Genomic DNA, 11,824 nt, shown 5'->3' with positions numbered 1-11,824 from the left:
GCGCGGGCGGCCGCGATTACTTCGCGAGCGTCCGGTATGACACGAGGTCGTTGATCGGCCCGATTTCCGGCCCGGTCGCGCCCGGGCGTGTGGCGACCTGCACGACCTTCTCGAACATGATGATGAACGGCGAGTTCGCGAGCACGGCCTTCTGCAGCGCTTCGTAACGCTGCGCGCGCTTCGCGGGCGACGGCTCGATGAGCGCGGCCTCGGTGTCCTTCGTCAGTTGCGGAATGTCCCAGCTGTTGCGCCACGCGAGCATCTTGGTCGGCGACTGGTCCGAGTTGTCCGGATTCCACGCGAAACCGCGCGCATTGCTGTTCGGGTCCATGTAGTCGGGCGACCATTCGCCGACGAAGATGTCGTGCTGGCGTGCGCGGTACTTGCCGATCGCCTGTTTGGCGTCACCCGGGATCAGCTTCACGCGGATGCCCCCTTGTGCGAAGTTCGCTTGCAGCGCCTGCGCGATCTCGAGGTACGGATAGTCGTTCGGCATGTCCATCGTCACGTCGAAACCGTTCGGCAAGCCGGCCTTCGCGAGCAGCGCCTTCGCCTTGGCGACGTCCTGCTTGTACGGCCGCGCGTTCAGCGTGCCCAGGAAGCCTTCGGGCAGGAAGGTCTGATGCACCTTGTAGGTCGTGCTGACGATGTTGCGCTGGATGCCGTCGTAATCGACGAGCCACTTCATCGCCTGCTGCACCTCGGGCTTCGCGAGGTTCGGGTTCTTCGTGTTCAGGCTCAGGTACAGCAGGGCCGACACCGGCCACGACGCGATCTTGATCTTGCCGGCCTTCGACAGCGCGGCGAGGCTGTCGGGGCTCAGGTTGCGCGCGGCGTCGGCGTCGCCGTTCTCCAGCAGCAGCCGTTGCGCGGACGCTTCCGGCACGTGGCGCAGCACCACGCGCTTCATCGCGTACGGCGTGCGGTATGTGTCGAAGCGCTGCAGCACGATGCTCTCGTTCGGCGTCCACTTGACGAGCTGGTACGGGCCCGAGCCCGCGTCGTTGGTGCGCAGCCAGCCGCTGCCGAAATCGTTGCCTTGCTGGTGCGACAGCAGCAGCTTCTTGTCGAAGACCGAGGCCGGGCACGCGCTCAACACGTTGAGCACGAAGCTCGGCGCGTACTTGCGGTCGGTTTCGAGCACGACGGTTTGCGGATCGACTACGCGCACCTTTTGCGTCACGTTCGCCTTCGTGAGGCCGAGATCGGCGAGTACGCCGGCCGGCCCCTTGTCCAGCAGGATGGTGCGCTGCAGCGACCACGCGACGTCGTCGGCGGTGACCGGGTTGCCGGAATGGAACGTGAGGCCCGGGCGCAGCTTGAACGTGTAGGTCACGCCGTCGGCGCCGACCGTCCACGACTGCGCGATCTGTCCGTCGAAGCGCGTCGGGTTCTTCAGGTCGACGCGCACCAGCCGTTCGTAGGTGTTCGCGACGTATTCGGACGGCACCAGCTCGTAGATCCCGCTCGGATCCAGGGTCGTGAATTCGCCGAGCTGCGTGGCGACGACGAAGATGCCGGGCGGCGTGGCTGCCTGCGCCGGCAGCGCCGGAACAAGCGCGACGAGCGCGGCGCTGACGAACAGCCGGGACAGCAGGTGCTTCATGCGGGCTCCATCGAAAGGGAATCGTGGTGCGATTCTCTCATCGACGGGCACCCGGATGAAAATATTCGGCGGGTGCGCCGGTGGGCGCGCAGCGGCAGGCAGGCCGGGCGGGCGCCCGGCGCCGAAGGGCGTCAGATCGCGCAGCGCGCGACCGCGAAGCGCATCGCTTCCTCGGCCGGTTCGTTGCCCGAGCCGCGCACGACCTTGATCACCGAGCCGTTGCCCGACGGCGTCAGCGTGACGAAGTACGAATTCGAGCCGACGGCGATGTCGGTCACGCCGTTGTGCTGCGATTGTTCGGTGCCCGACAGGCGGCTGTCGAGGCAGTTGGCGATCGCGTAGGCGGGACGTTGCGACGACACGTAAATCATCGGCGCGGCACCCGAGCCGGCCGAATCGGACGAGGGCGCGGAACCGCAGGCGGCGAGCAGGGCGGCGGGAAGGAGCAGCAGGAATCGTTTCATGGTCGGTCGTCGGGTGTCTCGTATCGAGGCTGGGGCGCGGGGTGGCGAAACGCGAAGCTTCGCGACGAAACCGCCCGGAATCCGGCCGCTTTTGACGGACGACGATGCAACAGGCGGCTGACGACGGAGTATACCCGCAGCATTTGACGCCGTTGGCGCGTTGAAACGATTCGATACAACCCGCGCCCGCTGCCGGACGGGCGCTTGCTTCCGTTGTCGTCGTGACCGGCGGATCGCCAGGTCGTCGCGCTGCCGGCGTGGGGGCCGGCGCCGCCGCGCCTGCGGATCAATGCGCGCCGGCCGCCGCCGCATCGGCATCGCCGCCGCCCGAGCGCGCCGGTTTCGTGATCCAGATCAGCGGGATGATCGCGATGAAGATGATCGCCGACACGTAGAAGATGTCGTTCAATCCCATCACGGCTGCCTGCGAATCGACCGACGCATTGAAGAACGCGAGTGCCGAATCCGGGCTCAGGTGCAGCAGCGAACGGGATGTGTCGAGCTGTTGCGTGAAGACCGGATTGGTGACGCTCGCCTGTTCGGTGAGCCGCACGTGGTGCAGGATCGTGCGGTCGTTCCACGCATTGCTGATCAGCGACGTGCCCACCGCGCCGCAGAACGTGCGGCCGAAATTCGACAGGCCGGCCGCGGCCGGAATCTTGTCCGGCGGCAGCCCGGACAGGATGATCGACGTCAGCGGCACGAAGAACATCGCCATCGGAATGCCTTGCAGCAGCGTCGGCAGCACCAGATCCCAGCGCGACACGTCGGTGTAGAACGTCGTGCGCATCATGAACACGACCGCGAAGCCGACGAATGCGAGCGTCGCGAGATAGCGTGGATCGGTGCGCGGCAGCAGCCGCCCCATGACCGGCGTGAGCAGGATCGCGAACACCCCGAGCGGCGCGGTGGCGAGCCCCGAATCGACCGCGCGGTAGCCGAGATAGCCCTGCATCCATTGCGGCAGCAGCACGAGCGTGCCGAAGAACATCCCGTACGCGACGGAGATCGCGATCGTGCCGCCCGCGAAGTTGCGCTGCGTGAAGAGCCGCAGGTCGACGATCGGGTTGGCCTCGTTCAGCTCCCATACGAGGAAGAACGCGAAGCCGATCAGCGCGACGATGCCCAGCGCCACGACGACGGGCGAATTGAACCAGTCGAGATCCTTGCCCTTGTCGAGCATGATCTGCAGCGAGGCGACCCACAGCACGAGCAGGAGCAGGCCGACCGTATCGATCGGCAGGCGGCGCGTGGCCGATTCGCGATCGCGGAACACGAACCACGTGACGGCCGCCGCGAAGAAGCCGACCGGAATGTTGATGTAGAAGATCCACGACCAGTTGTAGTCGTAGGTGATCCAGCCGCCGAGCGACGGCCCCGCGATCGGGCCGACGAGCGCCGTCATCGACCACAGCGCGAGCGCCGTCGACGACTTCTGCCGCGGCCACGCGCCGAGCAGCAGCGCCTGCGACAGCGGCGCGAGCGGCCCCGCGACCGCCCCTTGCAGGATCCGCGCGGCGAGCAGCGTCGGCAGGTTCGGCGCGATCCCGCACAGCCACGACGCGAACACGAACAGCAGGATCGACATGACGAACAGGCGTACCTGGCCGAAGCGCTGCGTCAGCCAGCCGGTCAGCGGAATCGACACCGCGTTCGCGGCCGCGAAGATCGTGATCACCCACGTGCCTTCGTCGACCGATACGCCGAGGTCGCCCGAGATCGTCGGGATCGCGACGTTCGCGATCGACGAATCGAGCACGTTCATGAACATGGCGAGCGATACCGCGATCGTGCCGATGACGAGCTTGCCGCCCGACAGCGGCGCCTGGGGTGACGGAGATGACATGGTGTTCCTGCGTGATGAAAGGTGGCCCGGCGGGGCGCACGTGCCGGCGGCTGCCGCGCACGCGCGTGCGGCGCCTGCGCGGGCGAGCCGCGATGCGGGCGACACGCACGGCATGCGAGCGGCCCGGCAAGCGGAGGGCCGCTCGCGCGCAGCGTTGCGGTTCAGGCGTTCAATCGGATCGGCGAAGCCGTGACGGCTTCGGCAAGCAGGCAGGCCGGTCAGGAGGGCGCGACGCGCGTGACGCGTCGGCGGGCAGCGCTCACGTGGCTGCCGTAGCGTGTGTGATGGTTTTTCATCGCCACAGGCTACCGATGCGGTGAGCGGCGATCAACGCTCGCGTGCTCATTAATTCCTTTCCTGCGCCGCAATAATGTCATGGCCGTGCATCGATGACGGGCGCCTACGGCGCGGTTCGCCACGCGGTGAAGACTTCCGTCAGGAACTCGACGAACGCGCGCACCTTGCTGTCGAGCGTCGCGCGCTTCGGGTAGAGCGCGTGCAGCTCGACGTCGTCGGTGCGATGCCAGTCGGGCAGCACGATTTCGAGTTCGTTGCTCGCGATCCGCCCTGTGGTGAAGTGGGTCGAAATCAGCGCGATGCCGCCGCCGCTCGCGGCCTGGTGCAGCACCGTGACCGATTCGTTCGAGATCAGCACGGGCCGCACCGGCACGTCGGCGACGTCGCCGGCCGCGTTGGTGAGGCGTAGCGTCAGGCCGGGCGTGTCGCGGCCGACGAACAGGATGTCGTGATCGGCGAGATCCTGCGGCGTATGCGGCCGGCCGGCGCGGTCGAGATAGTGCGGGCTGGCCGCGAACTTCGCGTGCGACCAGCCGAGCGAGCGCGCGACATAGCCGGAATCCGTCAGCACGCCGGTGCGCAGCGCGACGTCGAAGCCGTGTTCGACGAGATCGAGCGCGCTGTTGTCGTAGATCAGCACGAGCTGGACCAGCGGGTAGCGCCGGCGAAACTCGGCGAGCGCCGGTTCCAGTTCGAACAGGCCGATCGCGTAGGGCACCAGCACGCGTAGCGTGCCTTCGGGTTCCGTGCGCAGCGCGCGCACCTGACGGTCCGCGTCGAGCAGGATCTCCTCGGCGCGCAGGCAGCGTTCGTAATAGTCGCGCCCGGCTTCGGTGACGGACACGCGGCGCGTCGTGCGGTACAGCAGCTGGACGCCGAGGTCGTCCTCGAGCTGCCTGACCTTGCGGCTCACGCGGCTGAGCGGCATGTCGAGTTGCGTGGCGGCGGCGGTGAAGCTGCCGCGTTCCACCACGCGCAGGAATATCCGGATGCTCTCGAGGTCCATGCGATTCGTTTCAGTGTTCGGCCTGCGCGCATCTTACCGTCGCGGGCCGGATCGCTGCAGGTCGAGCCGATTATCCCGCCCGGCGCAATAACGCATCCCGCCGCTGCCCCGTAGTGGCGGCCGGCGCGCGACCGTATGCTCGCCGCATGAAATTCGCCTTCCCCAGCATGCCGCCGCTCGCGGCCGTCCGGGCCGCGCTGCGCGACGCGCGGCCGACGCTGCCGCCCGGCGCGCTTGCCTTCGCACTCCGCAATACGGCCGCGTCGCTGCTCGCGCTCTATATCGCGTTCCGGATGAATCTGGACGATCCGAAATGGGCTGCGTCGACCGTGTGGATCGTCGCGCAGGGCAGCCGCGGGATGGGGCTGTCGAAGAGTCAGTACCGGATTCTCGGCACCGCGATCGGGGCGGCCGTCGCGCTCGCGCTGACCGGCGCGTTCGCGCAGACCCCCGAGCTGTTCCTGCCGGCGCTTGCCGCGTGGATCGGCCTGTGCGCGGGCGTCGCGACGTTCCAGCGGAATTTCCGCGCGTATGCGGCGGTGCTCGCCGGCTATACGGCCGCGATCATCGCGATGGACGCGGTATCGGCGCCGCTGCACGCATTCGATATCGCGGTCGCGCGGTTCCTGTACGTGGTGGTCGGCATCCTGTGCGCTGCGCTGTTCGACACGGTGTTCGCGCCGGGCGCGCCGCTGCAGGATGTCCGGACGCGGCTCGCGCGCTATCTCGAGCACGCGGTGGCGGTTGGCGCGGGCGCGCTGCGCCGCGAGCCGAACGACGCGGCCGTGCACCGGCTGTTCGCGGACGCGCTCGAACTCGACACCGCGGCGGAATATGCGGCGGCCGGCGCACCGCCGGTGCGCGGCGCGATCGGCCATTTGCGCGCGGCGGCGCTCGGCGTGCTGACGGCGCAGGCGGCGGCGCAGGCGATCCGCGAGCACGCGGCGCGCGCGCACGATGCGCCGGAGCCGCTGGTCGACGAGGCCGCGCGCGTGCTCGACGGAATCGCCGCATCGGGCGACAGGGAGCCGCGGATGGCCGCACTGCGCGCACGCGTGGACCACGCGCTGCGCGCCGAGGCCGCCGCGCCGGCTGCGCCGGACACGTCGCGCCTGCTCACGCTCGACCGGCTGGCGGCGCTGCTCGGCGGGTTCGAGCGCGCCTTTGCGAGCCGGGCGCTGCTCGACCAGCCCGAGCTGCCGCCTTCGCGGGTGCGCTACGCGTTCCACCGCGATCCGGTGCTCGCGTGGCACAACGGCATCCGGGCGTTCATCGCGGTGCTGGCCGCGTCGGCGATCTGGATTTTCACGGCGTGGCCGTCAGGCGGCGGCTTCGTCGCGATCACGGCCGTGGTCGGCGCGCTGTTCTCGACCCGTCCGAACTCGGTGCGCGCGGCCGTCGGTTTCCTGAAAGGCACCGCGTGCGCGGCGATCGCGGGCGTCGTCTGCAACTTCATTCTGCTGCCGGCGGTATCGGGCTTCGAAATGCTCGCCTACATCCTCGGCGTGTTCCTGATCGGCACCGGGATCGTAATGCGTCATCCGCGCACGGCTGCAATGGGCAGCGCGTTCTCGATCTTCTTCTGGAATTTCACGTCGCCGGACAACACGACGCGCATCGGCGACGCCGCGTTCCTGAACAGCGCGCTCGCGACGCTGCTCGGCATCGCGTTCGGTGCGCTGATCTTCGCGCTGGTGTTTCCCGGCGATCCGGGCACGAGCCGGCGCCGCCTGCATCGCGCGGTGCGCCGCGATCTGGCCGCCATCGCGCGCGATCCGCGTGCGTGGCCCGCCAGCGCATGGCTGAGCCGCACGGCCGACCGTCTCGCGCGCGAGCTCGGTTTCTCGGGCAGCCTGCCGCAGACGCTGATCGAGCGCGACATGCGCGACTTGCTCGCGATCTGGGGGCTCGGCGACAGCCTGCTGTCGCTCGCCGAACTGGCCACGCGCGAACCGGCCGTGCGCCGCGCGGCGGCGGCGGTGCGCGCTCGCTTCGCACGGGCGGATTTCGCGCGGCTCGAACAGACCTGCGACGCCGCGGCCCGCCTGTTGCGCCGTCGCGTGGCCGCGCGCGACGGCGACACCGCGCATGCGTTGCTGAACGGCGTGGTCCTGCTGCGACGGATCGCGGACGCGGCCGCCGAGCACGGCGGCTTCCTGCGTGGCCACCGCGATTGAGCGGCGCGAATCAGGCGAGGCGGGTCAGGTGAGGCGGTACGACGGGCCGGGCGTCACTTCGGCCGGCAGCGGCTCGCGGTTCAGTTCGAGCAGCGTGCGCTCGATCTGCCGCGTCATCGCATCGAGCGCGAGATGGTTCGGCCCGTCGCCGAACGGCTCGGCGATCGCATGCGCAATGGCGTCGAGCGCGATCAGCGTATAGGCGACGAAAACCGTGACGAAGGGTGTCGCCGCCCCGATCGAATCGACGAGACCGAACGGCAGCAGCACGCAATACGCGTAGATGGTCCGGTGCAGCAGCACGTCGTATGAAAACGGAATCGGCGTCGACGCGATGCGCTCGCAGCCGCTCACCATCGCGACGAGCTCGTCGAGGCGCGCATCGAGCATCCACAGCCGCGTGTCGGCGAGCTGGCCCGCATCGGCGCGCGCGGCGAACGCTTCGCGCAGCGCATGCACGATGACGACCGGACGAAACCGGGAAGCTTCGATGCGCGCATGGGTGGCGCCGTCGAGCAGCGCGCGCAGGTCCGCGGCCGGATCGGTGCCGCGCAGTTGATGCTTGAGCGCGTAGACGAACGCGACGACCGTGCGCACGAACGCGCGGCGCGATGCGTCGTCACGGTCGAGCGCGCCGTAGCAGAGCGCCTGCGACACCAGCGTGCGCGTGGCGGTCAGCACGCCGCCCCACAACTGCCGACCCTCGCGATAGCGTTCGTAGCTGGCATTGTTGCGAAACCCGGCGAAGATCGCGAGCGTCAGGCCGATCAGCGTGAACGGCGTCGGGTTCAGCGGCACCTTCTCGCCGAGCACGCGGCCGCCGCCCCACACGGCGACGAGGCTGATCGCGAGCGTCAGCACGAGCTGCGGCAGGATGGTCGGCAGCACCGAGCCGTTCCAGACGAGCAGCATCCGCAGCCAGTGCTCGCGCGGACGAACGATCATCGTCGCGCTCCGTCAGGCGACGATCGAGGCCGGCGCGGCCACGCGATGCAGCAGCACGGGCACCGACTTCGACGTCGGCGTGTTGCATACGTCGCCGACGCTGTCGAGCGGCACGAGCGGGTTGGTTTCCGGGTAGTACGCGCCGATGCAGCCGCGCGGGATGTCGTATTCGACGAGCAGGAAGCCCGCCGCGCGCCGCTCGATGCCGTCGTGCCACACGGTTTCCATGTCGACCCAGTCGCCGGCCGCAAGGCCCAGCATCGCGAGATCGTCGCGGTTGACGAACACCACGCGGCGCTGGCCGAACACGCCGCGATAGCGGTCGTCGAGCCCGTACACGGTCGTGTTGTACTGGTCGTGCGAGCGCGTCGTCATCAGCGTCATCAGCCGCTCGCCGTGCAGCGCGCGGGCGCGCTGGATCGGCGTGTCGGTCGGCAGCGCATGCGCGATGAAGTTCGCCTTGCCCGTCGGCGTCAGCCACTCGCGGTCGCGCGACGCCACACGCAGGTGGAAGCCGCCCGGCCGTGCGATGCGCGTGTTGTAGTCGTAGAAGCCGTCGAGCGTCGCCTCGATCGCATCGCGGATCTTCGCGTAGTCGTCCTTGTATGCGAGCCAGTCGATCTTGCCGCTGCCGAACAGCGCGTGCGCCATGTGCGCGACGATCGCGGGCTCCGACATCAGGTTCGGCGACGCCGGCTTGTTCATCCCGTACGACACGTGGACCATGCTCATCGAATCCTCGACCGTCACGCCCTGCGCGACGTTGTCCTGCAGGTCGATCTCGGTGCGGCCGAGCGTCGGCAGGATCAGCGCGTCGCGGCCGTGGATCAGGTGGCTGCGGTTCAGCTTCGTCGTGATGTGCACGGACAGTTCGCAGCGGCGCATGCCTTCCCACGTGCGCGGCGTGTCGGGCGTCGCCATCGCGAAGTTGCCGCCGAGACCGATCAGCACCTTCACGCGGCCGTCGAGCATCCCTTCGATCGTCTCGACGACGTCGTAGCCGTGGTGGCGCGGCGGTTCGAAATCGAACACGTGGCCGAGCCGGTCGAGGAACGCCTGCGACGGCTTTTCCTCGATGCCGACCGTGCGGTTGCCCTGCACGTTCGAGTGGCCGCGCACCGGGCACAGGCCCGCGCCGGGGCGACCGATATTGCCGCGCATCAGCATCAGGTTGGTCAGCATCTGCACGGTCGCGACCGAATGCTTGTGCTGCGTGATGCCCATCCCCCACGTCGCGATCACGCGTTCGCTGCGCGCATAGCGCTGCGCAAGCGCGTCGATCTGCTCGTACGGCACGCCGCTTTCGGCGGTCAGCGCGGACCAGCTTTCGGCGCGCAGATCGTCGGCGAACGCGTCGAAACCGGCCGTGTGCTCGTCGATGAATGCGGTGTCGATGACGCGCGGCGCACCGGCCGCGCGCGCGGCGTCGTCGAGTTCGAGCACGCGCTTGGCCATTCCCTTGATCAGCGCGAAATCGCCGCCGATCGTCGGCTGGATGAACGTCGATGCGATCTTCGTGCCCGACATCGTCAGCATCTCCAGCGGGCTTTGCGGATCGGCGAAGCGTTCGAGCCCGCGCTCCTTCAGCGGGTTGATCGACACGATCGTCGCGCCGCGCTTCGCGCACTCGCGCAGCTCGCCCATCATCCGCGGGTGGTTGGTCGCGGGGTTCTGGCCGAAGATCAGCAGCATGTCCGCATGCTCGAAATCGTCGAGCGTGACCGTGCCCTTGCCGACGCCGACCGACGCCGGCAGCCCGCGGCTCGTCGCCTCGTGGCACATGTTCGAGCAGTCGGGGAAGTTGTTGGTGCCGTACAGGCGCACGAACAACTGATAGAGGAACGCGGCCTCGTTGCTGGCGCGGCCGGACGTATAGAACGCGGCCTGGTTCGGGTCGGGCAGCGCGCGCAGGTGGCGCGCGATCAGCGCGAACGCGTCGTCCCACGCGATCGGCACGTAGCGGTCGGTCCGCGCGTCGTACACCATCGGATCGGTGAGCCGGCCGTGCTGTTCGAGCTCGAAATCCGACTGTTCGAGCAGTTCGGTCACCGTGTGCGCGGCGAAGAATTCGGGCGTCACGCGCTTGCTCGTCGCTTCCGCGGCCACGGCCTTCACGCCGTTCTCGCAGAATTCGAACGTCGAGGCGTGCTGGCGGTCCGGCCACGCACAGCCGGGGCAGTCGAAGCCGTCCGGCTGGTTCTGGCGCAGCAGCGTCCGGTAGTTGCCGCCGGCGACCTTTTCCTTGATCAGGTTGATCGTGACGGCTTTCAGCGCGCCCCAGCCGGCGGCCGGGTGGGTGTACGGTTCGATGCGCGCGGTGGCGGATTTCTTTTTCATCAGAATTTGCTCAGAGAAACCCGGCCATTGATGGCGGGAAGGAAAGGCGTGCGGTTGACAGGCAGCTTCTTCCACGGGATAGGATCACCGGTATGGTCCTCGTCTACCGTTACCGCGTGAAGTCGCTCAACGGACTGCTCAACAAGCAGAGCCGTGCGGTGAATTACGTCTGGAACTTCTGCAACGACACGCAGAAGCACGCGCTCAAGTGGAGCAAGAAGTGGCCGACCGGTTTTGACCTGAACGTGCTGACGACCGGGAGTAGCAAGGAACTTGGTATTCATTCCGGCACGATCAACGCGACGTGCGAGCAATATGCGAAGTCGCGCAGTCAGCACCGTCGGCCCTACCTGCGCTATCGCGGCAGGAAATCGCTCGGCTGGGTGCCGCTGAAAGGCCGCGACCTGAAGCGTGAAGGCGACGCGTTTCGTTTCGCCGGCAACACCTTCCGCGTATTCAACAGCCGACCGCTTCCTGAAGGCAAGATCAAGGATGGAACCAACTTTGCGCAGGATGCGCGCGGCAACTGGTTTCTCAACATCGCGATCGAGATGTCCGATGTTCAGGCTCGACCGATCCGTTCCGGTGTGGGCATCGATCTCGGCCTGAAAGACTTCGCCACACTTTCGACCGGCGAGAAACTGCCCAATGACCGGTTCGGTCGACGAGCGGCGGAAAAGCTGGCGAAAGCGCAACGGGCGCGAAAGCACAAAAGGCATATCGCGAAGCTGCACGCCAAGGTCGCGAATGCGCGTGCTGATTTCCAACATAAGCTTGCGCTCGATCTGGTGCGGCGCTTCGATTACATCGCGGTCGGCAACGTATCTGCCGTCAAACTCGCCAGAACCAGGATGGCGAAGAGCGTCTACGACGCATCCTGGTCGTCCTTCCGGAACAAGCTCCGCTACAAAGCGATCGCGCACGGGGCCACGTTCGAGGAAGTCGACGAAAGCGGTTCTACCCAGTCCTGTTCGTCGTGCGGGTCGAAAGACAGCACGACGCGGCCGAAAGGTATCGCGGGACTGCGAATAAGAGAGTGGGCTTGTGGTGGCTGTGGTGTCTTGCATGATCGGGATACCAACGCTGCGCTGAACATTCTCCGATGCGGGCGTGCATCGCCAGGTGTGGGAATCCACAGCCTTTAGG

The 11,824-nt window shown here is 67.7% G+C and carries 8 protein-coding genes; 2 read left to right on the top strand and 6 right to left on the bottom strand.

The window, feature by feature from the left end; translation table 11 throughout:
• Nucleotides 1–16: 16 nt before the first annotated feature.
• From QZM15_RS03660 to QZM15_RS03645, 4 genes are all read right to left on the bottom strand, one after another.
• Nucleotides 17–1,606, bottom strand: coding sequence for an ABC transporter substrate-binding protein (locus QZM15_RS03660; RefSeq protein ID WP_302105829.1), 1,590 nt, complete (start codon nucleotides 1,604–1,606; stop codon nucleotides 17–19).
• Between the two features lie 131 nt (nucleotides 1,607–1,737).
• Nucleotides 1,738–2,070 carry a sugar ABC transporter ATPase gene (locus QZM15_RS03655; protein ID WP_226223019.1) on the bottom strand — a complete coding sequence of 111 codons (333 nt, stop codon included), beginning with the start codon at nucleotides 2,068–2,070 and terminating at the stop codon, nucleotides 1,738–1,740.
• Nucleotides 2,071–2,356: 286 nt separating this feature from the next.
• Nucleotides 2,357–3,916: a DHA2 family efflux MFS transporter permease subunit gene (locus QZM15_RS03650; RefSeq protein WP_226223017.1), complete on the bottom strand. Its 1,560-nt coding sequence runs from the start codon at nucleotides 3,914–3,916 to the stop codon at nucleotides 2,357–2,359.
• Nucleotides 3,917–4,316: 400 nt separating this feature from the next.
• Nucleotides 4,317–5,219, bottom strand: coding sequence for a LysR family transcriptional regulator (locus QZM15_RS03645; protein ID WP_226223015.1), 903 nt, complete (start codon nucleotides 5,217–5,219; stop codon nucleotides 4,317–4,319).
• Between the two features lie 146 nt (nucleotides 5,220–5,365).
• On the opposite strand from QZM15_RS03645, the gene QZM15_RS03640 reads away from it, so the two are divergent.
• Nucleotides 5,366–7,396 (top strand): FUSC family protein, encoded by a 2,031-nt coding sequence (locus tag QZM15_RS03640; RefSeq protein WP_302105828.1) that lies wholly within the window; start codon nucleotides 5,366–5,368, stop codon nucleotides 7,394–7,396.
• Nucleotides 7,397–7,420: 24 nt separating this feature from the next.
• On the opposite strand, the gene QZM15_RS03635 is transcribed toward QZM15_RS03640, so the two are convergent.
• Both QZM15_RS03635 and QZM15_RS03630 read right to left on the bottom strand, forming a co-directional pair.
• The gene (locus QZM15_RS03635; protein WP_302105827.1) at nucleotides 7,421–8,341 is read right to left on the bottom strand and encodes a bestrophin family protein; all 921 of its coding nucleotides are present in this window, start codon (nucleotides 8,339–8,341) and stop codon (nucleotides 7,421–7,423) included.
• Between the two features lie 12 nt (nucleotides 8,342–8,353).
• On the bottom strand, nucleotides 8,354–10,678 hold the full coding sequence (locus QZM15_RS03630) for an FdhF/YdeP family oxidoreductase (RefSeq protein ID WP_226223010.1): 2,325 nt from the start codon (nucleotides 10,676–10,678) through the stop codon (nucleotides 8,354–8,356).
• A gap of 92 nt (nucleotides 10,679–10,770) precedes the next feature.
• Between QZM15_RS03630 and QZM15_RS03625 the strand changes: the two genes are divergently transcribed.
• On the top strand, nucleotides 10,771–11,823 hold the full coding sequence (locus QZM15_RS03625) for an RNA-guided endonuclease TnpB family protein (RefSeq protein ID WP_124862198.1): 1,053 nt from the start codon (nucleotides 10,771–10,773) through the stop codon (nucleotides 11,821–11,823).
• The last annotated feature ends 1 nt before the right edge of the window (nucleotide 11,824 follow it).

The sequence above is a fragment of the Burkholderia sp. AU44665 genome, from assembly GCF_030504405.1.
Lineage (GTDB): Bacteria > Pseudomonadota > Gammaproteobacteria > Burkholderiales > Burkholderiaceae > Burkholderia > Burkholderia semiarida.
The sequence above is the reverse complement of the archived record's forward strand: the minus strand, read 5'-3'. Positions and strand labels throughout refer to the sequence as shown.

What these genes read in the sequence shown, in the direction of transcription:
- QZM15_RS03660 (WP_302105829.1), bottom strand. Translation starts at nt 1,606, where the DNA reads ATGAAGCACCTGCTGTCCCGGCTGTTCGTCAGCGCCGCGCTCGTCGCG.
- QZM15_RS03655 (WP_226223019.1), bottom strand. Translation starts at nt 2,070, where the DNA reads ATGAAACGATTCCTGCTGCTCCTTCCCGCCGCCCTGCTCGCCGCCTGC.
- QZM15_RS03650 (WP_226223017.1), bottom strand. Translation starts at nt 3,916, where the DNA reads ATGTCATCTCCGTCACCCCAGGCGCCGCTGTCGGGCGGCAAGCTCGTC.
- QZM15_RS03645 (WP_226223015.1), bottom strand. Translation starts at nt 5,219, where the DNA reads ATGGACCTCGAGAGCATCCGGATATTCCTGCGCGTGGTGGAACGCGGC.
- QZM15_RS03640 (WP_302105828.1), top strand. Translation starts at nt 5,366, where the DNA reads ATGAAATTCGCCTTCCCCAGCATGCCGCCGCTCGCGGCCGTCCGGGCC.
- QZM15_RS03635 (WP_302105827.1), bottom strand. Translation starts at nt 8,341, where the DNA reads ATGATCGTTCGTCCGCGCGAGCACTGGCTGCGGATGCTGCTCGTCTGG.
- QZM15_RS03630 (WP_226223010.1), bottom strand. Translation starts at nt 10,678, where the DNA reads ATGAAAAAGAAATCCGCCACCGCGCGCATCGAACCGTACACCCACCCG.
- QZM15_RS03625 (WP_124862198.1), top strand. Translation starts at nt 10,771, where the DNA reads ATGGTCCTCGTCTACCGTTACCGCGTGAAGTCGCTCAACGGACTGCTC.